Below are 24,044 nucleotides of genomic sequence, written 5' to 3'. Positions count from 1 at the left end.
CAGGCCCCTACGATCGCCAGATGGCCACCTCCAGACCCACCACCGTCCACCGCTCGGGAACCGTCGCCGCACCGGTCGAGGTGGTGTTCGAGGCGGCTCTCTCGCTGCCCCTTCCCCAGCTCTACTCCCGCCGCTACGGGCCGATCCCGCCCATCGTCGACGTGCGCGAGCAGCAGGGCCTCTGGGAGTCACCCGGCCAGAGCCGCGTCTTCGTCACCGGGGACGGCGGCACGATGCGCGAGGAGATGCTCTCGATCGACCGACCCCACGGCTTCGCCAACCGGCTGACGGTGCTCTCGGGGCCGTTCAAGCCCGTGGTGACCATCATCGAGGAGTCCTGGAGCTTCCGCCCGGTGGCCGAGGGCACCGAGGCCACCTGGGAGTGGAACCTCTTCGCACGCTCCGCCGTCGCCCGGCCGCTGGCGGCGGTGGTCGGCCGGTTGTGGCTCGGCTACGCCGGCGGGGTCCTGGCTCAGCTGGCCCAGGAGGTCGGCGCCAGCGGACCTCCCGCCGACAAGGTGTAGACCTAGGTCCTGTACTCAGGACGTAGGTCTACACGACGTCGGTACACAGGGTGCTCGGAGGACCGGTCTACCGCACCTCGAAGGTGGTTCCGAGGGAGGCGGTGCAGTCCCCGCCCACCCAGACGTCGAACGTCGAGGCGTCCAGCACGAAGTCGCGGGCGGCGGCGTTCCAGTAGCGACGGTGCTCGGGTCCGACGGAGAACTCCATCGTCTGCGACTCCCCCGCCGCCAGCATGACCCGGCGGAAGCCCTTGAGCTCCCGCACCGGCCGCGAGGCGGTGCCGTAGCGCTGGTGCAGGTAGAGCTGAACCACCTCGTCGGCCTCGCGGTCGCCGGTGTTGGTGACCCGGACCGAGGCCGTCAGCGTCTCCTCGGGCTCGACCACGTCCTGGTCCAGGCGGAGGTCGGCGTACGCGAAGCTCGCGTAGGAGAGCCCGTGGCCGAACGGGAACAGCGGCGTGCTCTCCTCGTCCCAGTACCGCTGGGCCTGCTTGTGCGGGTCGTGGGAGGCGGTGTGGCCGTAGATCATCGGTACCTGCCCAACCGTCCGCGGCCACGTGAAGGGCAGCTTGCCGCCGGGCGAGACGTCCCCGAGAAGCAGGTTGGACACCGCCGTGCCGCCCTGGCTGCCGGGGTACCAGACGTCGAGGATCGCCGGCACGTGCTCGACCGCCCAGCGCAGGTCGAGCGGGCGGCCGTTCAGCAGCACCAGCACCACCGGTGTCCCGGTCGCGACGACGGCCTGCAGCAGCTCGAGCTGGCCGGCGGGCAGGTCCAGCGACGAGCGGGACGCGTTCTCCCCGATCATGTGCTGCCACTCCCCGACCACCACCACGGCCAGGTCGCTGCCCGCGGCCAGGTCGACGGCCCGCTGGAGCTGGACCGCGTCGTCGAAGCCCTCCGGGTCCACCGGCGTGTTGCCCGGGAACTGGTCGAACAGCGAGGGGAACAGCCGCTGGCCGGGCCGGACGCCGGGCGCGAAGCCGACGTCGACGCCCTCTCCCAGCCTCGCGCGCAGCCCGGCCAGCACGGTCACCGTCTCATCCAGGTCGTAGTCGAAGACCCACGGGCCCAGGGTGTCGCGGGGCGAGTCGGCCAACGGCCCGACCACTGCGACCGAGCCGAGACGGTCAGCGTCGAGCGGCAGCAGCCCTCCCTCGTTCCGCAGCAGCACCGCCGCCCGTTCGGCCGCGGTCCGCGCCACCTCGCGGTGCGCCGGGTCGGCCAGCACGACGGCAGCCCGTTCCTCGTCGATGTACGGGTCGTCCAGCAGGCCCAGCCGCACCTTGGCCTCCAGCACGCGGCGGACGCTGGCGTCCAGTGACTCGGTCGAGACCTCTCCTGTCTCGAGCGCCTCGGTCAGGTGCCCGTACGCGGGGTCAGCGATGGCCATCTCCATGTCCACCCCGACGCTCAGGGCGCGCGCGCCGGCGTCGGTGAGGTCGCGGGCGAAGCCGTGGGTAAGCAGGTCCTTGACCGCGTTGGCGTCGCTGACCACGAATCCCGTGAACCCGAACGTCTCGCGCAGGATCTCGGTGAACAGCCAGTGGTTGCCGGCGGCGGGCACCCCGTTCAGGTCCATGTAGGCCGTCATCACGTTGCCCGCCCCGGCCTCCAGGGCGGCACGGAACGGGGGGAAGACGACGTTCCACAGGTCGGCGTCGGAGATGTTCGACTCGTCGTAGTCGCGGCCACCGAGCGCATAGCCGTAGCCGGCGAAGTGCTTGGGTCCGGCGATCACCCGCTCGGGCGTGCCGAGCTCCGGTCCCTGGAAGCCGCGCACCTGGGCGGCGGCGACGGCGGCCCCGAGGAACGGGTCCTCGCCGGCGCCCTCGATGATCCGGCCCCAGCGCGGGTCGCGGGCGATGTCGACCATCGGCGCGAACGCCCAGTGCAGGCCGACCGCACGGGCCTCGCGGGCGGCGACCGCCTGCCCGGCCTCGATGGTCGCCGGGTCCCAGGAGGCGGCCAGCGCGATCGGTACCGGCAGGATCGTCCGCAGGCCGTGGATCACGTCGAAGCCGAAGAGGGCGGGGATGCCGAAGCGGTGGCCCTCGACGGTCAGCCGCTGCAGCCGGTTGATCTCGGCCGGGTCGGTGACGAAGAGCAGCGAGCCCGCCTCGCCCCGGCTGAGTGCCGCCTCCACCAGACCGGCCTGGGAGGGGGTGCCGTCGGCCATCTCCACCCCGAGCGCCCCGAAGTAGAAGTACTGGGTGAGCTGGCCGGCCTTCTCCGCCGGGGTCAGCTGGGCGAGCAGCTCCTCGACCCGCTCGCGCACGGTCTTCTCGTCGACCGGTGCTCCGCTCGTCCCCTGCTGGTCAGCCATGAACACCCTCCTCCGGCAACCCTGCCGCTCGCGTGGGCACAGTCTGGCGGACCGCCTCCTCGGCACCGCAGCCGGGATGTCGGACCCTCCCGCTCAGACGCTGATCCGCGACCCCATCACGATGGTCCGGTCGCGAGGCAGTGCGAAGTACTCGGCGGCGTCGGCGGAGATGAGGGAGGTGGCGACGAAGAGCTTCTTGCGCCACCGCGCCAGGCCCCGGGCCTCCCCCACGGTCAGCTCGATCGTCGAGAGGTAGTAGGTCGCCTCGGTCACCTCCAGCGGGCACTCCAGCCCGGCCTCGACGGCCAGCTCCAGCAGCCGGGGCACGTGCGGCTGGTCGAGGTAGCCGACCGACGCCTGGACGTGGGTGATCCCGTCGTCGTCGTAGCCGAGGTCGTCCACCACCACCTGCTCGGCCGGCGCGACATAAGGGACGGGCCGGGTCTCCACCGACAGGATCACCACGTGCTCGTGCAGCACGTGGTTGTGGTCGACGTTGGCCCGCATGGCCAGCGGGGTGGTCTGCTTGCCGCGGTTGAGGAACACCGCCGTCCCCGGGACCCGGAGCAGGGCAGGGCGACGGTCGTGCAGCTCGTCGACGAACTGCGGCAGCGAGCCCTCCTCTCTCTCGCGCTGCTGCGTCACCAGGGACCGGCCGCGCTGCCAGGTGGTCATCACCGCGAAGATCGTGACGGCGATCAGCAGCGGCAGCCAGGCCCCGGAGGCCAGCTTGGTCAGGTTCGCCGCGAAGAACAGCAGCTCGACCCCGAGGAAGAGCGTGAGGCCCGGGACGACCAGCCCCAGGCTGCGGTGCCAGTGCCGGCGCACGACGTAGAAGAAGAGGATGGTGGTGATCGCGATGGTGCCGGTGACCGCCATACCGAAGGCGTAGGCCAGGGCGGCAGAGCTCTCGAACGCGAAGACCAGGGTCAGCACGGCGACCATCAGCACCCAGTTGACCCACGGCAGGTAGATCTGGCCGAAGGTCTCCTCCGAGGTGTGCACGGCGCGGAGCCGGGGCAGGTAGCCGAGCTGGATCGCCTGGTAGGCGACGGAGAACGCGCCGGTGATCACCGCCTGGGAGGCGATGACCGTGGCGGCGGTCGCGAGCAGCACCATCGGCAGCCGGGCCCAGTCGGGTACGAGGAGGAAGAACGGACTGGCGGTCGCCGCGGCGCCCTGCTCGAGGATCAGCGCCCCCTGGCCGAGGTAGCTGAGGACGCAGGCCGGGAACACCAGTACCAGCCAGGCGCGGGTGATCGGCGCCCGCCCGAAGTGGCCGAGGTCGGCGTAGAGGGCCTCGGCGCCGGTCACGGCCAGCACCACCGCCGCCAGGGAGAAGAACGCCGTGCCGAACTCGTGCACCAGGAAGCCCACAGCGTAGGTCGGGGAGAGGGCCGCGAGAACGCCGGGGTGGCTGACCACGCCGGCCGCACCGGCGATCCCGATCGCGGCGAACCAGGCGATCATCACCGGACCGAACAGGCGGCCGACCTTCGCGGTCCCGGCCCGCTGGAAGGCGAACAGCACCAAGATGATCACCGCCGTCAGCGGCACCACCGCAGGAGCGAGCGAGGGCTCGACGATCTTGAGCCCCTCCACGGCCGAGAGCACCGAGATCGCCGGGGTGATCATGCTGTCGCCGAAGAACAGCGAGGCCCCGAAGATGCCCAGGCCAGCCAAGATCATCTTGGTCCGCCGGCCCCCGCCCGCCACCCGCCGCTGGATCAGGGTGATCAAGGCGAGCAGGCCGCCCTCGCCGTCGTTGTCGGCCCGCATCACCAGCAGGACGTACTTGAGCGTCACGATGATCATCACCGCCCAGAAGATCAACGAGACGATCCCGTAGACGTGGGCCTGGGAGACCGCGACCGGGTGCGGGTCGTCCGGGTTGAAGACCGTCTGGATCGTGTAGATCGGGCTGGTGCCGATGTCGCCGAAGACGATCCCCAGGGCGCCGACGGTCAGGGCCGACCCGCCGAGCGCCCCTCCTCGGGTCACCGGCACCCGCAGCGCTGTCGCCACCGCCACCTCCTCACCACCTGCGACGGTGCCGATGCACCGTCTCGTCGCTGGCCCATCCTCGGTCCTGCGGTGTCGCCACGGCGAGCCGGTCGACGTCGAGCGGCACTTCTTCGCACGATCTTGACGTCGCGGACTTCGGCGACGTGACCGACGGGTGCATTTCGGGCCCGCCCTACGCTGCGAGGATGCCCACCTCCGCGGCCACGAGCCTCCCCGACGTCTTCCCCGGCATCCAGGGCGAACGCGTGCAGACGCTCAACGAGGCGGACGTCCGCGCGGACGCGAGCTACGTCCTGTACTGGATGCAGCAGTCCCAGCGGGCCGAGCTGAACCACGCGCTGGAGTACGCGATCCGCCGGGCGAACGAGCTGGAGCTACCGCTGCTGGTGGCGTTCGGACTGATGGACGGCTACCCCGAGGCCAACCTGCGGCACTACCGGTTCCTGGTCGAGGGGCTGGCCGACGTGGCCGAGGCGCTGGCCAAGCGGCACGTCACCTTCGTCCTGCAGCGCGGCGCCCCCGACGAGGTGGCTCTGCGGCTGGCCGCCGACGCGGCCCTGGTGGTCTGCGACCGCGGCTACCTGCGCCCCCAGCGGCAGTGGCGCGAGCACGTCGCCGCCGAGGCCGGCTGCGCGGTGGTCCAGGTGGAGAGCGACGTCGTCGTCCCCGTCGAGCTGGCCAGTGACCACAAGGAGTACGCCGCCCGCACCCTCCGGCCCAAGATCACCCGGCAGCTCGACCGCTTCCTGGTCGACCTGCCGAAGGCGCGGCTGAAGGACACCACGCCACCTGAGGTCGAGGGTGAGGACCTGAGCGATCTCGACGCCCTGCTGGGGAGTCTCGACCTCGACGAGACGGTCCGACCCGTGCCGATCTTCACCGGCGGCACCAGCGCAGCGACCACGGTGCTGCGGGCGTTCCTGCGCGATCAGTTCGCCGACTACGCCGACAACCGCAACCAGCCGCAGACCGACCATGTGTCGCACATGAGCAAGTACCTGCACTTCGGCCAGATCTCGCCCGTGGCGATCGCCCTGGCGATCCGCGAGCAGGGCGACGACGAGAACACCCAGACCTACCTGGAGGAGCTCATCGTCCGGCGGGAGCTGCCGATGAACTTCGTCTTCTACGAGCCGGACTACGACTCCTACTCGTGCCTGCCCGAATGGGCCCGGACCACCCTGGCCGAGCACGCCGGCGACCGGCGCGAGCCGGGCTACACCGCCCGTGAGCTGGAGGACGCGGCCACCGAGGACCCGTACTGGAACGCGGCGATGAACGAGATGAAGCACCTCGGCTACCTGCACAACCACATGCGGATGTACTGGGGCAAGAAGATCCTCGAGTGGTCCGCCAGTCCGGAGGAGGCCTACGCCACCACCCTGCGACTGAACAACACCTACTTCCTGGACGGCCGCGACGCCAACTCCTTCGCCAACGTCGCCTGGGTCTACGGCCAGCACGACCGGGGCTGGACCGAGCGTCCCGTCTTCGGCAAGACCCGGTCGATGACGGCGGGTGGGCTCGAGCGCAAGACCGACCCGAAGGCCTACGTGGCCAAGGTCGAGCGCGAGATCGAGGAAGTCCGCCAGGCCTCCGCCTGACTCGTCCCTCAGGCGCTGGGGTACGACAGCCACCCTTCGGGGTATAGCAAGACCTGCGTCGACTGTGTGAGCGACTTTCGTCCGGGCGGCGTAGCATTCGCCATCCGCCTGATCCGAGGCGGGACGACCCGAATCCCGCAGACGGAGGTGGACCGTGCGTGTGCCCGAGCTCGACCTCACGTCGGTCACCACGCTGCTGTGCGACGCCGACGGCACCCTCTTCGACTCCGAGGGGCCGGCGTTCGACGCGTCGGTGCTGGTGGCCAACCGCTACCTGGAGCGTCTCGGCTCCCCTGACCGCTATACCGCCGACGAGCTGCGCCGGACGGCGACCGGCCTCAGCTTCCGGGCCACCCTCACGGGGCTGGCCCGCGACCGGGGCGTCGACGTGGAGTCCGCCGGCTTCGCGGCCGAGGCCGACGGGTGGGTGGCGCAGGAGAACGAGGCCGTCACCAGCCACCTGGCGCAGGCCCTGCGTCCGGACGACGCGGTGCGGTCGCCGCTGCGCCGGCTGGCGGTGCGCTTCGGTCTGGCGGTCGTCACCTCCAGCGCGCTGACCCGGATCGACGCCAGCCTCACCAGCAGCGGGCTGGCCGGGCACTTCCCGGACACGGAGCGGTTCAGCGCCCAGGACTCCTTGCCGGTCCCCACCAGCAAGCCCGACCCGGCCGTCTACCTGCTGGCCCTCAGCCGGCTCGGCCTCGAGCCCGATCGGGGCCTGGCCCTCGAGGACGCGGTACCGGGGGCCACGTCGGCCGTCCGCGCCGGCCTCGTGACCGTGGGCGTGCTCTGCTTCGTGCCGCTGGAGGAACGCGACGCCAGGGCTGCCGACCTGGAGCGGGCGGGCGTCAGTGCCCTGGTCGACTCCTGGTCGGAGCTGGAACAGCTGCTCGACCCCACCCCGTGACCACACTCACCACCACACCCTGAGGAGGGCACCATGAGGATCGTCTACGACTCGTTCGAGGGCCGCTACAGCGACAACGCCCGGGCCCTCTACGAGCACTGGTCCCACGCGTCCCCGGGCGATGAGCACATCTGGCGGTGCGACCCGCGCCACGCCGGCAGCTTCCCCGCCGCCGTCACCACGGTCCCGGTCACCGGACCCGAGACCCGGGCCGCTCTGGAGTCGGCCGACCTCGTCGTGGCCAACACCCACCTCGAGCTCGACTGGGAGAAGAAGCCGGGGGCGGTCTACCTGCAGACCTGGCACGGCACCCCCCTGAAGCGCATTCACAACGACGTGCTGTGGGCGCCCGAGGGCAAGCTCGCCGAGCTCGACCGCGACGTCGCCCGCTGGGACTACCTGCTCTCCCCCAACGCCGAGAGCACGCCCCGGCTACGGGACGCGTTCGGCTTCACCGGTGAGATCCTCGAGGTGGGCTACCCGCGCAACGACGTGCTGTCGGCACCCGACGCCGACGCCGTCCGCGCCCGGGTCCGCGCCTCGCTCGGCCTGAGCGACGACGTCACCGCGGTGCTCTACACCCCGACGTGGCGCGACGACGAGTTCTACGCCGACGGCACCCCGAACGTCGAGCTGGCCCTCGACGTCGACGACTTCCTCGCCACCCTGGGACCGGGCTACGCCCTGCTGCCGCGACTGCACTACAAGGTGACGCACCGGGCCGAGCCGATGAACCGGGCCGGCGTCGTCGACGTGTCGCGCTACCCGGACGTGCACGAGCTCTACCTCGCCGCGGACGTGATGATCACCGACTACTCCTCGACGATGTTCGACTTCGCCATCACGGGCAAGCCGCTGCTGTTCTTCGCCTACGACCTGGACAGCTACCGGGACTCCCTGCGCGGCTTCTACTTCGACCTCGAGCCGCTGGCCCCCGGCCCCGTGCTGCGGACCAGCCCCGAGGTCGTCGCCGCCCTCGGCGACCTCGACGGCCTCGGCCGCCGCTACCAGGGCCCGTACGCGGAGTTCCGCCGGCTCTTCACCCACCGCGAGGACGGTCATGCCGCGGACCGCCTGCAGTGGTTGTACGACAAGGTGAGCCGGCAGCCGCAGATGTCGTGACCGCCGCGCCCGGACCCCGTCGAGGGGCTGTCCAGGGCGGCGGCGCCGCTCTAGTCTCGACGGTATGGAAGAGACCGAGATCCTCACCCGCATCGCCGGCATGGTCGAGTCGGAGCACGAGCTGCGCCAGCGGGTCCAGGGCAGCTCCGACGCCCGGGAGCCGGCGAAGGTGGAGCTGCGCCGGATCGAGGAGGCGCTCGACCAGTGCTGGGACCTGCTGCGGCAGCGCCGGGCCCGGGTGGAATACGGCGAGGACCCCGACGAGGCGACGTCGATCCGGCCGGTGAGCCAGGTCGAGGGCTACCTCGGCTAGACCTGGATCCGGCCCGACCTACGATCGGCCCATGGCACTCAGCAAAGGCGACAGCGTCCACTGGAACACCTCCCAGGGGCAGACCACCGGCAAGACGGTCGAGAAGAAGACGAAGGAGTTCACCCTCGACGGCCAGAAGTTCAAGGCCTCCGACGACGAGCCGTACTGGGTCGTGGAGTCGGAGAAGTCCGGATCGAAGGCCGCCCACAAGGAGTCGAGCCTGAAGAAGGCCTGACCACCAGCAGGTCGGGTGCCACCGGCCAGAAGGCGGTGCACCCGATCCGCGCATGGTGGTGCTGCTCCTAGCGGGCGTCAGGGTCCGTCGCGGGCTGGTGGGTCTCCAGCCTGGCCACCAGGTCGGCACGGCCGAACTCCCGCGCCCAGCCGAGGGGGGTGGCGCCGAAGCGACGGTCCCGTATCTCCGCGTCAGCCCCGAGCGACAGCAACAGCTCCGCGAGCGCGAGCCTGCCCTCCCCTGCGGCGTGGTGCAGGGCCGTCTCCCACGGCTGGTCGAGCGGCAGGTCCTGGCGGCCGAGGGCGTTGACGTCGAAGCCGAGCCCGACGAGCAGCCGGACGCCGTCCGTGCGGTTGGCGACCGCCGCCCGCAGCACCAGCGCCGGGTACTGCCGCCGCAGGCGGTCGAGCTCGTCGGCCCGGAGCCCGGGATCGCTGCCGGTGAGCAGTCGCCCGATCGCCCGGCTGTCGGTGTCCAGCTGATCCGGGACGCCCAGCTCGACCAGCAGGGTGGCGACCTCAGGCCGACCGGACCGCCAGGCCAGCGCCAGCGGCGGTAGGGACAGGACCTGCGGCAGCCACGTGCCGCTCAGGGGCTGGACGAGGTCCACCCCGTGTTCGGCCAGCAGCCGGACCCGCGCCAGCAGGCCGTGCGTCACCGCCCAGCCGAGCTGTTGGCGGACCAGGTCGGTCGGTGGGTCGGTCAGCTCCGGCAGCCGACGGTGCCACGGACCGCCGTCGCCCCGGCCCAGGCCGGCGTCCAGCAGCAGCGTGAGGTGGCTGTCGTCGGGGGCGAACATCCGGTTGTAGAGCGCCTGGCCGTCGTTGGGGTCGGCGCCCGCGGCCAGCAGCGCGCGAGCCAGCCGGTCCGCGTCCGGGTGCGCGGGGCGAGCGTCGTCGGCGCTCCCGAAGACCCCGGCCAGCGCCGTGAACGGGGTCGGCAGTCCCTGCCAGAGGAAGCCGGCGTCGGGATCGGCACCCGCCGCGAACAGCAGCTCGGCGCAGCCGACCGGGTCGCCCGAACCGAGCCGGGAGTACGTCAGGTGGAGCAGTGGCGGCCAGCGCTGGGGGCCGCCCTCCCGCTGGGCGGCGTCGGGATCGGTGGCGAGGTGCCGGCGCAGCGCGTCGAGGTCACCCGCGGCGGCCGCGACGTGGACGTCGGTGCGGGATAGCTCCGGGTGCTCGGCCAGAAGCCGGCCGGCGCGGGCCCAGCGCTCGGGGCCGTCGGGTGGCTCCCCCAGCAGGCAGGCGTGCCGCAGCACGTCGGTGGCGAGGTCGGGCGCGGTCTCGTCCCCACCGGCGAGCGGGTCGCGGGCGTACCGGTCCAGCAGCGCCTGGTCCACCTCGCGCCTCGAAGCGTTGGCCATGCCCTACGGTAGGCCGACGCCGGCCGACGAGCGCCACCTGCTCCGGCTCCAGGGACGGGGGCCCGTCAGGCCGCGAGGGAGGCGAAGCGGTCGGGGTCGCCGGCGCCGACCCGGGTGATCACGGCCGTGCCGTCGGAGAAGTCGACCACCGTGGTGGGGACCTCGCCGCAGTCCCCGGAGTCGACGACAGCGTCGAGAAGCTGGTCGAGGGTGTCCTTGATCTCCCAGCCCTGGGTCATCGGCGCGTCCTGCCCGGGCAGCAGCAGCGTGCTCGAGACCAGGGGCTCGCCGAGGGTGCAGACGATGGCCTGCGCGGTGACGTGGTCGGGGATGCGCACTCCGACCGTCCGCTTCTTGGGGTGCAGCATCCGGCGCGGGACCTCGCGGGTGGCGGGCAGGATGAACGTGTACTGGCCCGGTGTCGCGGCCTTGACCGCCCGGAAGACCGCGTTGTCCAGGTGCACGAACTGGCCCAGCTGGGCGAAGTCGGCGCAGACGAGGGTGAAGTGGTGCGAGCCGTCGAGCTGACGGATCGTGCGGATCCGGTCGAGACCCTCCCGGTTGCCCAGCTGGCACCCCAGCGCGAAGCACGAGTCGGTCGGGTAGGCGATCAGCCCGTCGCCCCGCAGCAGCTCGACGACCTGGCTCATCGTCCGGGCCTGCGGGTTGACCGGATGCACGTCGAGGTAGCGGGCCACGCGTCGAGCCTAGTGGTGCCCCTCCCCTAGGATTTCGGCCATGGTCACCAAGGTTGCTCTGCTCACCGCAGGCGGTTTCGCCCCCTGCCTCTCCTCCGCCCTCGGCGGGCTGATCGAGCGGTACACCGCCATCGCGCCGGAGGTCGAGATCATCGCCTACCGGCACGGCTACCAGGGGCTGCTGCAGGGCGACTCGATCGTGGTCACCCCCGAGATCCGGGCCAAGGCGGGCCTGCTGCACCTGTTCGGCGGCTCCCCCATCGGCAACTCGCGGGTCAAGCTGACCAACGCGGCCGACCTGGTGAAGAGGGGTCTGGTGGCCGAGGGGGTGGACCCGTTGCAGGCCGCGGCCGACCGGCTCACCGCCGACGGCGTGGACGCGCTGCACACCATCGGCGGCGACGACACCAACACCACCGCAGCCGACCTGGCCGCCTTCCTGGCCCGCCACGACTACGCCCTCACCGTCGTCGGGCTGCCGAAGACGATCGACAACGACGTGATCCCGATCCGCCAGTCGCTGGGCGCCTGGACCGCCGCCGAGCAGGGCGCCCGGTTCGCCCAGAACGTCCTCGCCGAGCACAACTCCGGCTCGAGGATGCTGATCGTGCACGAGGTCATGGGCCGGCACTGCGGCTGGCTGACCGCCGCCACCGCCCAGTCCTACCGCAACTGGCTCGAGACCCAGGAGTGGCTGCCGGAGATCGGGCTGAGCCGCGAGGCCTGGGACGTGCACGGGGTGTACGTGCCGGAGGCCGTCTTCGACCTGGACGCCGAGGCCGAGCGGCTCAGCACGGTGATGGACACCGTCGGCAACGTGAACCTCTTCGTCTCCGAGGGTGCCGGCCTGGACACCATCGTCGCCGAGCTCGAGCGCTCCGGTGCCGAGGTCGACCGTGACCCGTTCGGCCACGTCCGGATCGACAAGGTCAACCCGGGCGCCTGGTTCGCCAGCAAGTTCGCCGAGCGGCTCGGCGCGGCCAAGGTCCTGGTGCAGAAGTCCGGCTACTTCTCCCGCTCGGCGGCGGCCAACCCCGCCGACCTCGAGCTGATCGCCTCGATGACCGACCTCGCGGTCGACTGCGCCCTGCGCGGCGAGTCAGGCGTGATCGGCCACGACGAGGAGCGCGGCGACGAGCTGCGGGCCGTCGAGTTCGAGCGGATCCTCGGCGGCAAGCCTTTCGACATCACTCAGCCCTGGTACGGCGAGCTGCTCGCCGGGATCGGCCAGCCGCCGGCTGAGGCAGCCGCCGCACACTGAGCACCGTTGCGTTGAGCGCCGGTGCCCGGGCCAGCCGGAGGGCTAAGGGTCGCGCCTCCGGACCAGGGACCGCCAGACCAGCGTGGCCCCCACCCCGAGCCCCATGGCGGCGCCGGTGACGAACCCGAACCGCGTCCGCCAGCGCACGACCTGCTCGGCCTGACGCTCGGCGTCGGGCGGCGGCGCGAGTTCGGTGACCACCACCGGCGTCGGCGGCGCCGGGACCGCCGGGTGCTCGGCGGTGGCGATCCACGCCGCCAGGAAGAGGATCAGCCGGGCGAACAGGTTGAAGAACAGCATCAACGCGATCACCGAGCCGAAGATCGCGAACGCCGGGTTGGAGGAGAACTTCCCGATCAGGAACGTGCTCAGGTACTGCAGCACCACCAGGCCGATGGCCCCGACCAGCGCACCACGGTGGACGGCCCGGCGGGGCGCCCTGGTCTCGGGCAGCACCGTGTAGAGGTAGAGGAACAGCACGTAGCCGGCGCCCACCGAGAACAACACCGGCACCACCCGGAGCAGGCCGTGCAGCAGACCGATCCGCCCCAGCCCCAGGGCGGTCAGGACGGCGTCGGCCAGCGTGGTGGAGAAGGACGCGAGCGCGAACGTGACCACCATGGCCAGCACCAGCAGGGCGAGCTGGAGCAGGTTGACCGCGTACAGCTTCAGCGTGGCCGCGACGATGTTGCCGCCGGGTCCCTGCAGGTCGAACTGCGGCCGCCACTGGGCCCGGACGGCGTTCTTGAGGTTGCCCATCCAGCCGATGCCGGAGTAGAGGGCGGTCAGCAGCGTGGCCACGCTGGTCGCCCGCCAGCTACCGAGCGCCGCCCCGATCTTGTCGAGGATCTCCTTGCGGACGGCCGGGTCGGCCGAGCCGATGGCGTCGGCGGCCGCGTTGGCCACCGGCTGCAGCAGCTCGGGCCGGAGCACCGTCAGCAGCAGGCCGGCGAGGGTGAAGAGGAACAGCAGGATCGGGATCACCGCAAGCACCGAGAAGTAGGTGATCGCGGCCGCGAACTCGGTGCCGAGCCGGGCGAAGTAGCGCTCGACCGCCCGCAGCAGGTGCGGGAAGCCCGGCTTGAGCTCTGGCTTCTCGGGCGGGTCGTCCTGGGTCGGCTCGGCCACGGGTCGACGCTACCCAGCACCTGCTGACGGCGACGCCAGACCCGCCGCAGGACGAGCTCAGGGAACGATGAGTTCAGCCGTGCGTCAGCCAGAGCGCGGTGACGCACGTGACCAGCAGGACGGGGACCAGCAGCAGACCGCGCAGGGTGAAGCGGCCCCAGGCGACGTCGACGCCGGCGCTACGGCAACGGGCCGCCCACAGCAGGGTGGCCAGGCTGGCCCACGGGGTGATCAGGGGGCCCGCGTTCACGCCGACGAGCAGGGCTCCGAGCCGTACCGGCGAGCCGGCGGTGGGCTCGAGGGCGAGGTAGCTGGGCAGGTTGTCGATGACGTTCGCGCCCAGGGCGCCGAGCCCGGTCAGCCGGAGCAGGGCCAGCCAGCCCTCGCCCTGACCGGCGGCCGCGGTGAGCAGCGTGCCCAGCCCGTGGTCGTGCGCGTACTGGACCGCGACGAAGAGCACGCTGACCCCGACCACCAGCGGCCAGGGCAGCAGCCGCCAGCGCAGGAGGTCCCGGCGGACGACGGCGCACGCCCCCACGAGGATCGCGGCCGCGACGGCGGACGCGGTGAACACCGGCACCCCGAGCAGGAACGCCGGACCGAGCAGGACGCAGACCACCGTGGCCAGGACCAGCAGCCCGCGGTGGCCGACCGGCGAGGCCGGCGGCAGCGCGTAGCGACCCCGTAGCGAGCGTCGGAACAGCACGGCCAGGACGGCGACCGGGACGACCACCCCGACCAGGGCGGCCGGCCAGGTGAGGCCGGCGAAGTCGACGGCGTCGTAGCCGGGCAGCCGGCTGACCGCCAGCAGGTTGGTCAGGTTGGAGACGGGCAGCAGCAGCGAGGCGGTGTTGGCCAGCCAGACCGCGGTGTAGGCGAACACCGCACGGTCCAGCCCCAGCTGGGCGGCCAGCGCGAGCACCACCGGCGTGAGCAGCACCGCGGTGGTGTCCAGCGACAGCACGGTCGTCGCGGCGACGGCGACCAGGACCACCAGCAGCCACAGCCCGAGCACGGAGCCCCGAGCCATCCGCGCCGCGCCCCGGGCCAGCGTCGTGAAGACCCCGATCCCGCTGGACAGCTCGGCGACCACGGTGACGCAGACGACGAAGCCGAGGATGGGACCGACGCGGTCCACGAGCGCCGCGAGGTCCACGCCGCCCACCCTAAGCGCGTGAGGGACTACTCGAACGCCTCCGGCGGCGGGCAGGTGCAGACCAGGTTGCGGTCGCCGAAGCCGCCGTCGATCCGGCCGACCGGCGGCCAGTACTTGTCGTACCCGTCGGCGTAGAGCGGGCCGAGGTGCAACCCGCCGGGGAAGGCGGCCACCCGACGGCTGTACGGGTGGGTCCACTCCTCAGCGGTGACCCGGGCCTGGGTGTGCGGGGCGTTGACGAGGGGGTTGTCCTCCGCCGGCCACTCCCCCGCCTGCACCCGCTCGATCTCGGCCCGGATGGCGATCATCGCGTCGCAGAACCGGTCGAGCTCGGCGAGGTCCTCGGACTCGGTCGGCTCGACCATCAAGGTGCCGGGCACCGGGAAACTCATTGTCGGGGCGTGGAAGCCGTAGTCGACGAGCCGCTTGGCCACGTCGTCCACCGTCACGCCGCTGGCCTTGGTGATCGGCCGCAGGTCGAGGATGCACTCGTGCGCGACCCGGGCGTTCCGGCCCGCGTAGAGCACCGGGTAGTGCCCGCCCAGCCGCTCGGCGACGTAGTTGGCCGCGAGCAGCGCGTGCTCGGTGGCCGCGGTCAGCCCGTCGGCGCCCATCATGGCGACGTAGGCGTAGCTGATCGGCAGGATGCCCGCCGAGCCGTACGGGGCGGCCGAGACCGCGCCCTCCCCACGTTCCCCGTGGCCGCCCAGGAACCCGTGACCGGGCAGGAACGGCACCAGGTGCTCGCCCACCCCGACGGGTCCGACGCCGGGTCCGCCACCACCGTGGGGGATGCAGAACGTCTTGTGGAGGTTGAGGTGGCTGACGTCGGCGCCGAACTGGCCGGGCTGGGCCAGCCCGAGCAGCGCGTTGAGGTTCGCCCCGTCAACGTAGACCTGGCCACCGGCCTCGTGCACGAGCGCGCACAGCTCGGTGATGCCCTCCTCGAACACCCCGTGGGTGGACGGGTAGGTGACCATGATCGCGGCGAGGGCGTTGCGGTGGGTCTCGATCTTGGACCTGAGGTCGTCAAGGTCGACCGAGCCGTCCTCGGTCGCGGCCACCACCACGACCTTCATCCCGGCCATCACCGCGGACGCGGCGTTGGTGCCGTGGGCCGACGACGGGATGAGGCAGACCCGACGGTCGGTGTCCCCCCGGGAGAGGTGGTAGCCGCGGATCGCCAGCAGCCCGGCCAGCTCGCCCTGGCTGCCCGCGTTCGGCTGGATCGACACCCTGGCGTACCCGGTGACCTCGGCCAGCCAGTCCTCGAGGGTGCTGATCAGGGTGGCGTAGCCCTGGGCGTCCTCGACCGGCGCGAACGGGTGCAGGTTGGCGAAGCCGTCGTAGGAGATCGGCTCCATCTCGGTGGTGGCGTTGAGCTTCATGGTGCACGAGCCGAGCGGGATCATCCCCCGGTCGAGCGCGAAGTCCCGGTTCGCGAGCGCGGTCAGGTAGCGCAGCATCGCGGTCTCGCTGTGGTGGGTGTTGAAGACCGGGTGCGTCAGGTAGGCCGAGGTCCGCTCGCTGCCGGCGAGGTCGCCGACGCTCGTCCCGCCGGGGCCTTCCACCCCGAACGCGGTCCGGACTGCGGCGAGGTCGGCCTCGACGACGTCCTCCCCGACCGACACGCCGACGTGGTCGGCGTCCACGAGCCGCAGGTGGACCCCGCCGTCGCGCGCCGCGGCCACCACCTCGGCCGCCCGGCCGGGGACCCCGACCAGCAGGGTGTCGAAGAACGCGTGGTGCACGACCTCGAGACCACCTTCGGCCAGGTCACCGGCGAGAGCGGTCGCCCGCCCGTGCACGGTCTCCGCGATCGCGCGCAGCCCGTCCGGACCGTGGTAGACCGCGTACATGCTGGCGGTGACGGCCAGCAGCACCTGAGCGGTGCAGATGTTGGAGGTCGCCTTCTCGCGCCGGATGTGCTGCTCGCGGGTCTGCAGGGCCAGCCGGAACGCGGACGTGCCGTCGGCGTCCTTCGACACCCCGACGAGCCGACCCGGCAGGGTCCGCTCCAGTCCCTTGCCCACGGACATGAAGCCGGCGTGCGGGCCGCCGTAGAACAGCGGCACGCCGAAGCGCTGGCTGGAACCGACGGCGACGTCGGCGCCCCACTCCCCCGGCGGGGTGGTCAGGGTCAGGGCCAGCAGGTCGCACGCCGCGATCACCAGCGCGCCTCGTCCGTGGGCGGCGTCGGCCACGGCCCGCAGCTCGTCGGTGCTGGCGAGCCGACCGCTGGCGCCGGGGGTCTGGACGACGACGGCGAAGGCGTCGGTCTCGGTCAGGGCGTCGAGCAGCGGCCCGTCGGCCACCCGGACGTCGAGGCCGAGCGCGGTCGCCCTGGTGGTGACCACGGCGACGGTCTGGGGCAGGGTGTCGGCGTCCAGCAGCAGCACGGTGCCCGCCTTGACCGAGCGGCGGGCCAGCGTCATGGCCTCGGCCACCGCGGTCGCCTCGTCCAGCAGGCTCGCGCCCGCGGTGGGCAGCGCGGTGAGGTCGGAGACCAGGGTCTGGAAGTTGAGCAGCGCCTCGAGCCGGCCCTGGCTGATCTCGGGCTGGTAGGGCGTGTACGCGGTGTACCAGGCCGGGTCCTCGAGGACGTTGCGGCGGATCACCGACGGCGTGACCGTGCCGGAGTACCCGAGCCCGATCATCGCGGTGCGCGGGCGGTTCTGCTCGGCCAGACCGCGGAGCACGTCGAGGGCTTCGGCCTCGGTCAGCGCCGGCGGCAGGTCCAGCGCTCGCGTCATCCGGATGGCGTCGGGCATCGCCTGCTGGACGAGGTCGTCCATGTCGGCCAGGCCGAGGGCGGCCAGCATCTTGTCGCGCTCGTCGGGCTGCGGGCCGATGTGTCGGCTCACGAACGGTGACGTGCTGGAGGGCGAGGGCGCGGTACCGGGCATCAGCAGGAGCCTCTTTCGAGCGTCCGGAGGTGCAGCCGGCGACTCGGACGAGACGCTCGGTGCACTCCCCCTCTGTCGCCCGGTGGGCTCCAGAGTTGCCAGGCGTACGCGGTCTGGGTGCCTGAGAGGTTCCGGGGATGTTGCCCCTTCGGCGCCGCCGGTTCATCGCTGAGCCGGCGGACTCTCCCGCGTCGTCGTTCTGCGGCACTACGCAGCCTACCCGGTCAGACTCCAGCCGATGGCCGCGGCGCGGTTCCGTGGTGGTCGCTCGTGGTCGCCGACCGGTCCCCTTCGGTGTGCGGCCATTCCGCAGGAGAAGGAGTAGCGATCTGCCGCGAGTACGCGGCACATCGCTACCCGATCATCCAGATCAGCCGGCGGCGCGGGCCCGGCGGCGCTGGGACAGCTCGTCGGAGGTCGTCGGCTCGGGCTCCTCGGCGACCAGCCGCTCGGCCGGGAGCGCGGCGAGGGTGCCCTCGATGTCGCGCCAGACCCCACCGAGGGCGATGCCGAACACGCCCTGGCCACCCCGGAGCAGGTCGATCACCTCGTCGTCCGACGTGCACTCGAAGACCGAGACGCCGTCACTCATCAGCGTGACCTCGGTGATGTCCTCGACGCCGCGGGCCCGCAGGTGCTCGATCGCGGTGCGGATCTGCTGCAGCGAGATGCCGGCATCGATCAGCCGCTTGATCACCTTGAGGATGAGGATGTCGCGGAAGCTGTAGAGGCGCTGGGTACCGGAGCCGGTGGCCCCGCGCACCTCGGGGACGACGAGCCCGGTCCGGGCCCAGTAGTCGAGCTGGCGGTAGGTGATCCCGGCCGCACTGCACGCGATGGGACCGCGGAAGCCGAGGTCGCTGGGCAGGGCGGCGTAGTCGCCCTCGAACAGGAGACCCTGGGCGTCGCCCACCGGCTCGACGTGCTCGACGGGTCGTTCGGTGCTGCTCACACGAGCCTCCGGATCTGCTCCGACTGCGGGGAGGTGACCTCACCCGAGTTCCCCACACGTAATTCCACGGTCGGCATTACCAGCCGAACGCTACGGCCCGCTGCTCGGGGCGGTCAACGACACGCCGCGACTCTCGGGACCTTGGTCCCGACTCTCGACGACGACCTGAGACTTCCGTCGTGACGAGCCGGTCGTCTCGACGCTCCGACTCTCGAGGGCCGGTGGAGACTCTCAGGAGGTGGGTTCTTCGCCGGTCACGAAGTCGTCCGGGTTCACCTGATCGAGGAACTCGCGGAACTTCTCGACCTCGTCCTCCTCGGCCTCGGGGATCTCGATCCCGGCCTCGTCGAGGACGTCTTCGGCGCAGTAGATGTCCGACCCGACGCGCAGGGCGAGCGCGATCGCGTCCGAAGGCCGGGCGCTGACCTCGATCCCGTCGACCAGCAGCACCGCGTAGAACGTGCCGCCCTCGAGCTCGGTGATGTGCACCTCGGTGAGCCGGTGGCCCAGCGTCGACAGGGTGTCCACCATCAGGTCGTGGGTGAGCGGACGCGGCGGGACCACGCCCTCCTGGGCGTTCGCGATGGCCGAGGCCTCGCTGGCCCCGATCCAGATGGGCAGGTAGCGGCTGCCGCCGACCTCGCGTAGCAGGACCATCGGCGTGTTCGACGGCATCTCGACCCGGACACCCACCACATCGAGCTCACGCATGCGCCCAACCCTACGTCGCTCTGCCTCTCGCGTGAGGTCGGCCTGCGCCCTTCGACAAGCTCAGGGAACGGGAGTCGGCGGAGAGCCCGGATCGTGCGCCTCCGTCGAAAGGAGGAGCCGGTGAACACGCTCTTCGTTCACCGGCGACGACGTCGACGGAGGACCAGAGCACGATCCGCACCCGAGCGGAGCGAGGGCAGAAATGACGGCTCACCGCTCCATCGCCGTGCGGACCAGGGCGGCGTGGAAGCTGATCACCAGCTGGGTCACCTCGCCCTGGACGTCGCGGTTGCCGCCGGCTCGGCGCACGTGCGGGGCGATCGCCTGCTCCACCAGGCCCACCTCGCGGTCCGCGGACATCTTGAACGCCCGGAGGTGCCGGCCGTCGATCCCGTACTCGGCCATCCGTCGCGCGGCGATCGCGATCGTGAGCGCGTCCCGCCCGTAGTGGACGGTCCCACGCCGCGGCTGGACGATCTGGGTGCGCTCGAGCTCGGTCAGGGCCGCGTCGCTGAGGCCGCTCGCCTCGAGCAGGTCCGCGCGGGTCATCCGGACCGGTGGTCGCGGCGTGCTGGGGGCGGGCGCCGGGGCCGGAGCCGGCGTGGCTCGGGCCTCCGTCTGGCCCTGCTCCCCGGGGCTGCCGTCGCGGAGCAGCGAAGCCACGGCCGGAGCGGGCTGACCGCTGTCGATCACCGCGAGCTGCTCCTTGATGACCTTGAGCGGCAGGTAGTGGTCACGTTGCACCGAGAGCACGTAGCGCAGCCGTTCGAGGTCGTGCGCGGAGTAGCGGCGGTACCCCGACGGCGCGCGCTGGGGAGCGATCAGACCCTCGGACTCCAGGAACCGGATCTTGGAGATGGAGATGTCGGGGAAGTCGCCCTTGAGCGAGGCCAGCACCTGGCCGATGCTGCGGGTGACCGAGGACGCCAAGGCGTCCGATGACGGGTTCGACACGGGCTCGCTACCTCAGGCCCGCGCGCTTCCGTGGAACACCAGCCGGAACTTCCCGACCTGCACCTCGTCCCCACCCTGCAGCAGGCACTCGTCCACCAGCTCACGGTTGACGTAGGTGCCGTTCAGGCTGCCGGCGTCGCGGACGACGGTGCCTCGGGGGGTGCGCTCGAAGGTCGCGTGCCGGCGGGAGACCGAGATGTCGTCGAGGAAGATGTCGGAGTCGGGGTGGCGTCCCACCGTCGAGGTGTCGGTGTTGAGCAGGAAGCGGCTGCCCGCGTTCGAGCCGCGCTGCACGATGAGCAGGGCCGAGCCGGCCGGCAGCGCGTCGACCGCGGCTTCCTCGTCCGCTGACAGCGAGTCGGAGTCACGCTCCTCGACCACGGCGGGCATCGTCTTGGTGGTGTCGCCGCTGCTGCCCCGGTCCGGTTCGACCCGGCTGGTGCCCGGCGACGGGGACGGGACCGCGCCCGCCGAGGGCAGCGGGGCCGGTGACGGGGCGACCGGTGACGCGACCGGGACGTTCAGCGCGGACCCGCACTGGCCACAGAAGTTGCTCCCGTCGGGGTTGTCGTGGCCACATTGGGTGCAGAACGGCATGAGCGTCGGCTTTCGGTCGGGACTAGCAGCGTCGGACGGCCCGCGGCCGGGGTCGAGCGGAGGTGGAGGTCGAGAGTACCGACCGTCAGCCTAACCGCGGAAGATCAGCCGGCGGCTTCCTCGGCGTACGCGTCGGCGTCCATCAGCTCGTCGAGGTCGGCGTCGGAGTCCAGCTCGAGCTCGAAGAGCCAGCCGTCGCCGTACGGGTCGCTGTTGATGGTCTCGGGGCTGGCCTCGAGCAGCGGGTTGACCGCCGAGACGGTGCCCGGCACCGGCGAGAAGAGGTCCGACACGCTCTTCGTCGACTCGAGCTCACCGCAGGCGTCGCCGGCGGCGACCGACTCACCGACGGCCGGCAGGGAGACGAACACGATGTCGCCCAGCTGGTCGGCGGCGTACTCGGTGATGCCGACGCGCACCGTGGCGGTGTTCCCGGCTCGCACCCACTCGTGCTCGCTGGAGTACTTGAGGTCCTCGGGGTAGTCCGACACGTCTCTCCTGGTCTGGTGGGTGTCCGTCCGGCCCGCTCCGGAGCGGGGTGGCCCGGGCTCGGTGTGGACGGGCTCAGCGGGGGGTGGGCGGCACGGATGAGGGCTGAGCGTACTGATTGTCGCGCGCGACGTGCAAGGACTCGACCACCACCCTGCTCTCCTGGTCGATCTGCACCTGACCGCCGATCGTCGGCCCGGTGATCTCGCTGACGATGCCACCCCGGAAGCGGGCGGCCTCCTCCAGGCTGTGCGGGTCCCCGATCACCTCCAGCGTGATCGGTCGGCGCACCGGCAGCCCGTCGATCAGCAGGTTCTTCGCGTCCCCGCCGAACCAGGTGCTGCCCACGACCCTCACGGTGTCGTTGACCTCGATCACCTCCGCGCCCGCGTCGCGCATCTCCTCGACGGCGTCCAGCAGCACGTTCGGGTCGACCTTGGCCGCCGGGTCCGCGATCCGCATCCGGATCCCCGGACCCTCGGCGGGGACGGTGCCGGCGAGGATGCCGAGCTCGGTCGCGCGCTGCTCGGCCTCCTGCCGGGCGACCCGCTGGGTGTCCGCGCCGGACTGAAGCTCGCTGCGGGTCCGTTCCAGGTCGGCGATCTCGCTCTCGAGCCGACGCGACTCCGAGCCGAGGCCGTCCAGCAGCTGGATCAGGTCCTCGCGGCGGGCGTTGGTGTAGGTGTCGTCGGCCCGGTTCACCCGGATCTGCATCACCCCACCCATCCCGACCACGAAGAGCATCACCGCCGCGATGACCTGGCCGCGACCGGGACGGACGACCGAGCCGACGACCCGGCGCCACCCGGTCCGGGGCGTGGTCTGCTCGGCAGGAGGCGCAACCTCTGCGAGGCCTTCGACAGGCTCAGGGCGCGTGACCCCGAGGCCTTCGGCAGGCTCGGGCCGCGAGGGCCTCGTCGAGGTCGCGCTCACCCGGCGCTGGCTCCGCCGCAGCGCGCTCAGCCGGCGGCGGGAGGCCTCAGGCACGGAACAGTACCCGCCGGATGGCGGCGACGTTGGTGAAGATGCGGATGGCCAGCACCACCACGACGCCGGTGGAGAGCTGGGAGCCGACCCCGATCTGGTCCCCGACGTAGACGATCGCGGCCGAGATCAGCACGTTGGAGACGAAGGACACCACGAACACCCGGTCGCTGAAGCTGCCCTCGAGGTAGGCACGGAAGGCGCCGAAGAGGGCGTCCATCGCGGCCACGATGGCGATCGGCAGGTACGGCTGCAGCACCAGCGGGATGCCGGGCTCCAGCAGCAGCCCGACGACGATTCCGGCGAGCAGCCCGAGCAGGGGGATCATCGCGGCTCCTTGGCGTAGCGCAGGGTCAGGCCGGGATCGGCGGGCAGGGTGAGGTCGTCGGTCGTGGTCAGGTCGAAGCGCATCCCGCGGTTCTGGGCCAGGTCGTGCCACCACGCCCCGGCGGCGGTCTCGGCGAAGGCCGCCGGCAACGTCTGGGGGTCCCCCACGGCCTCGATCCGGTACGGCGGGGTGAGCGAGCGGTAGTCCACGGTGATCGCGTCGCCGGCGCTGCGGATCGCGGTGAGACCGCTCAGCCGGTGACCGTTGACCGCGATGGCCTCGGCGCCGGCCTGCCACAGCCCGTTGGCGAGGATCTGCAGGTCGAGGTCGAGCACGCGGTCGCGCTCGTCGTCCGCGCTCGGGGCGTCGTCCACCACGACGCTGACCCCCGGCCCGTGCACGGCGATGAGCCCGACGACCGGGTCGAGCAGCGAGATCCGGCGCTGCAGGGCCTGGGATCCGGCGTCGTCACCCAGCGCGGCCGCGCGGAGGGTGGAGATGTCCTCCGAGAGAGTGGTGGCCCGGCTGCGCAGCTGGTCCTGCGCGGTCTCGGCATCCTGCACCCTCGTGATGAGCTCGGAGCGTTCGGTCTGCACGGCCGGCGCCGACCGGGTGGTCTGCAGGGCCGCCACGGCGAAGAGCACCCCGACCAGGACGGCCACGGCACCGAGCAGCCAGTGGTGCCGCGACGACCGGCTACCGCGGGCCGCGGCGACGGCGTAGTCGGGGTCGACGGACTGCCGGACGATCTGCCGCAGCAGGTCCATGCTGGCGTCGGGCGGGCGGGGAGCCGGCTTGGCGGGAGTGGCGGCGGGGGCAGGTGCGGTCACGGTCGGGGTCTCACCCGGTGAGCCGGCGGGTCGGAGGGAAGGTGCGCAGCAGCCGTAGCGTCTGAAGAAGGTAGAGGCCGCCCGCCCACCAGTACAGGGCCGTACCCCATAGCGCGAACGCCCAGCCGAGCACCCGCGCCGGCGCCCAGTCCATCCCCTCGGGTGCGCCGAGCAGGACCAGCGGGAAGGCGTACAGCAGGTTGAACGTCGCCGCCTTGCCCAGGAAGTGCACGGGCAGGGAGGAGAAGCCACGGGTCCGCAGCAGCGGCACCAGCAGGGTGATCAGCACCTCCCGAGCGACCAGGACCACCACGAGCCACCACGGGATCACCGCCCGCAGGGCCAGGCAAACGACCACGGCCATGATGTAGAGCCGGTCGGCGATCGGGTCGAGCATCTGGCCCACCCGCGAGGTCTGGTGCCAGCGTCGGGCGAGGAAGCCGTCCAGCCAGTCGGTGAAGCCGGCCGCGGCCAGCACCACCACGGCCAGCAGGTCCGCGTGCGGACCCAGGATCAGCCAGACCATCACCGGCACGCCGAGGAGCCGGGCGAGGCTGAGGACGTTGGGCACCGTCCACACCCGGTCGGTGTCCCAGCTGGGCGGGGGCGCCACCGGATCCAGGACGGC

The 24,044-nt window shown here is 71.8% G+C and carries 23 protein-coding genes and 1 riboswitch; of the genes, 7 read left to right on the top strand and 16 right to left on the bottom strand.

The features are described from left to right. Positions 1–20 precede the first annotated feature (20 nt). Positions 21–524, top strand: coding sequence for an SRPBCC family protein (locus tag ACFE7W_RS11420; RefSeq protein ID WP_375424911.1), 504 nt, complete (start codon positions 21–23; stop codon positions 522–524). Positions 525–591: 67 nt separating this feature from the next. Here the strand turns inward: ACFE7W_RS11420 and ACFE7W_RS11415 are convergent, their stop codons facing one another. Continuing rightward, on the bottom strand, positions 592–2,850 hold the full coding sequence (locus ACFE7W_RS11415; protein ID WP_375424910.1) for a glycoside hydrolase family 3 N-terminal domain-containing protein: 2,259 nt from the start codon (positions 2,848–2,850) through the stop codon (positions 592–594). 93 nt (positions 2,851–2,943) lie between these two features. Further along, positions 2,944–4,875, bottom strand: coding sequence for a potassium transporter Kup (locus ACFE7W_RS11410; protein ID WP_375424909.1), 1,932 nt, complete (start codon positions 4,873–4,875; stop codon positions 2,944–2,946). A 185-nt stretch (positions 4,876–5,060) separates the two neighbouring features. On the opposite strand from ACFE7W_RS11410, the gene ACFE7W_RS11405 reads away from it, so the two are divergent. The 5 genes from ACFE7W_RS11405 to ACFE7W_RS11385 all read left to right on the top strand — a co-directional run bounded on the left by ACFE7W_RS11405 (position 5,061) and on the right by ACFE7W_RS11385 (position 9,056). After that, entirely contained in the window at positions 5,061–6,479 is a 1,419-nt protein-coding gene (locus ACFE7W_RS11405) for a deoxyribodipyrimidine photo-lyase (RefSeq protein WP_375424908.1), read from the top strand. Between the two features lie 154 nt (positions 6,480–6,633). Beyond that, on the top strand, positions 6,634–7,386 hold the full coding sequence (locus ACFE7W_RS11400) for an HAD family hydrolase (RefSeq protein WP_375424907.1): 753 nt from the start codon (positions 6,634–6,636) through the stop codon (positions 7,384–7,386). Between the two features lie 33 nt (positions 7,387–7,419). Next, the gene (locus ACFE7W_RS11395) at positions 7,420–8,508 is read left to right on the top strand and encodes a CDP-glycerol glycerophosphotransferase family protein (protein ID WP_375424906.1); all 1,089 of its coding nucleotides are present in this window, start codon (positions 7,420–7,422) and stop codon (positions 8,506–8,508) included. A gap of 64 nt (positions 8,509–8,572) precedes the next feature. Further along, positions 8,573–8,821, top strand: a complete 249-nt coding sequence (locus tag ACFE7W_RS11390; RefSeq protein WP_375424905.1) for a DUF2630 family protein — start codon at positions 8,573–8,575, stop codon at positions 8,819–8,821. 31 nt (positions 8,822–8,852) lie between these two features. Beyond that, complete coding sequence (locus ACFE7W_RS11385; RefSeq protein ID WP_375424904.1) at positions 8,853–9,056, top strand: DUF2945 domain-containing protein; 204 nt, start codon at positions 8,853–8,855, stop codon at positions 9,054–9,056. A gap of 67 nt (positions 9,057–9,123) precedes the next feature. Here the strand turns inward: ACFE7W_RS11385 and ACFE7W_RS11380 are convergent, their stop codons facing one another. Then, the gene (locus ACFE7W_RS11380) at positions 9,124–10,422 is read right to left on the bottom strand and encodes an ankyrin repeat domain-containing protein (RefSeq protein ID WP_375424903.1); all 1,299 of its coding nucleotides are present in this window, start codon (positions 10,420–10,422) and stop codon (positions 9,124–9,126) included. 65 nt (positions 10,423–10,487) lie between these two features. Beyond that, positions 10,488–11,120, bottom strand: coding sequence for an L-threonylcarbamoyladenylate synthase (locus ACFE7W_RS11375; protein ID WP_375424902.1), 633 nt, complete (start codon positions 11,118–11,120; stop codon positions 10,488–10,490). Between the two features lie 40 nt (positions 11,121–11,160). On the opposite strand from ACFE7W_RS11375, the gene ACFE7W_RS11370 reads away from it, so the two are divergent. Further along, positions 11,161–12,381 (top strand): pyrophosphate--fructose-6-phosphate 1-phosphotransferase, encoded by a 1,221-nt coding sequence (locus ACFE7W_RS11370; RefSeq protein ID WP_375424901.1) that lies wholly within the window; start codon positions 11,161–11,163, stop codon positions 12,379–12,381. 42 nt (positions 12,382–12,423) lie between these two features. On the opposite strand, the gene ACFE7W_RS11365 is transcribed toward ACFE7W_RS11370, so the two are convergent. The 12 genes from ACFE7W_RS11365 to ACFE7W_RS11310 form a co-directional block, all read right to left on the bottom strand. Further along, positions 12,424–13,509, bottom strand: coding sequence for a YhjD/YihY/BrkB family envelope integrity protein (locus tag ACFE7W_RS11365; protein ID WP_375424900.1), 1,086 nt, complete (start codon positions 13,507–13,509; stop codon positions 12,424–12,426). A gap of 73 nt (positions 13,510–13,582) precedes the next feature. Beyond that, the gene (locus ACFE7W_RS11360) at positions 13,583–14,665 is read right to left on the bottom strand and encodes an SLC13 family permease (RefSeq protein WP_375424899.1); all 1,083 of its coding nucleotides are present in this window, start codon (positions 14,663–14,665) and stop codon (positions 13,583–13,585) included. A 26-nt stretch (positions 14,666–14,691) separates the two neighbouring features. Then, positions 14,692–17,571, bottom strand: coding sequence for an aminomethyl-transferring glycine dehydrogenase (gene gcvP / locus ACFE7W_RS11355; protein WP_375424898.1), 2,880 nt, complete (start codon positions 17,569–17,571; stop codon positions 14,692–14,694). Positions 17,572–17,670: 99 nt separating this feature from the next. Further along, positions 17,671–17,770: riboswitch (glycine riboswitch) on the bottom strand. A gap of 171 nt (positions 17,771–17,941) precedes the next feature. Then, on the bottom strand, positions 17,942–18,523 hold the full coding sequence (locus ACFE7W_RS11350; protein WP_375424897.1) for a MerR family transcriptional regulator: 582 nt from the start codon (positions 18,521–18,523) through the stop codon (positions 17,942–17,944). Positions 18,524–18,754: 231 nt separating this feature from the next. Then, complete coding sequence (locus tag ACFE7W_RS11345; RefSeq protein WP_375424896.1) at positions 18,755–19,234, bottom strand: bifunctional nuclease family protein; 480 nt, start codon at positions 19,232–19,234, stop codon at positions 18,755–18,757. A gap of 210 nt (positions 19,235–19,444) precedes the next feature. Further along, positions 19,445–20,188, bottom strand: a complete 744-nt coding sequence (locus ACFE7W_RS11340; protein WP_375424895.1) for a MerR family transcriptional regulator — start codon at positions 20,186–20,188, stop codon at positions 19,445–19,447. A 12-nt stretch (positions 20,189–20,200) separates the two neighbouring features. After that, positions 20,201–20,785: an FHA domain-containing protein gene (locus ACFE7W_RS11335; protein ID WP_375424894.1), complete on the bottom strand. Its 585-nt coding sequence runs from the start codon at positions 20,783–20,785 to the stop codon at positions 20,201–20,203. A gap of 104 nt (positions 20,786–20,889) precedes the next feature. Next, the gene (gene gcvH, locus ACFE7W_RS11330; protein ID WP_375424893.1) at positions 20,890–21,276 is read right to left on the bottom strand and encodes a glycine cleavage system protein GcvH; all 387 of its coding nucleotides are present in this window, start codon (positions 21,274–21,276) and stop codon (positions 20,890–20,892) included. A 73-nt stretch (positions 21,277–21,349) separates the two neighbouring features. After that, a complete protein-coding gene (locus tag ACFE7W_RS11325) occupies positions 21,350–22,261 on the bottom strand; it encodes a DUF881 domain-containing protein (protein WP_375424892.1) in 912 nt (303 codons plus the stop codon). Beyond that, the gene (locus tag ACFE7W_RS11320; protein ID WP_375424891.1) at positions 22,254–22,586 is read right to left on the bottom strand and encodes a small basic family protein; all 333 of its coding nucleotides are present in this window, start codon (positions 22,584–22,586) and stop codon (positions 22,254–22,256) included. Before ACFE7W_RS11320 ends, ACFE7W_RS11325 begins: the two co-directional genes overlap by 8 nt. Continuing rightward, positions 22,583–23,416: a DUF881 domain-containing protein gene (locus ACFE7W_RS11315; RefSeq protein WP_375424890.1), complete on the bottom strand. Its 834-nt coding sequence runs from the start codon at positions 23,414–23,416 to the stop codon at positions 22,583–22,585. Before ACFE7W_RS11315 ends, ACFE7W_RS11320 begins: the two co-directional genes overlap by 4 nt. A 10-nt stretch (positions 23,417–23,426) precedes the next feature. Further along, entirely contained in the window at positions 23,427–24,038 is a 612-nt protein-coding gene (locus tag ACFE7W_RS11310; protein WP_375425246.1) for a CDP-alcohol phosphatidyltransferase family protein, read from the bottom strand. Between the last annotated feature and the right edge of the window lie 6 nt (positions 24,039–24,044).

It is taken from the genome of uncultured Friedmanniella sp. (assembly GCF_964244285.1).
Taxonomy (GTDB): Bacteria; Actinomycetota; Actinomycetes; order Propionibacteriales; family Propionibacteriaceae; genus Microlunatus.
Note: the sequence above shows the minus strand (reverse complement) of the source record. Positions and strands in the feature narration are given on the sequence as shown.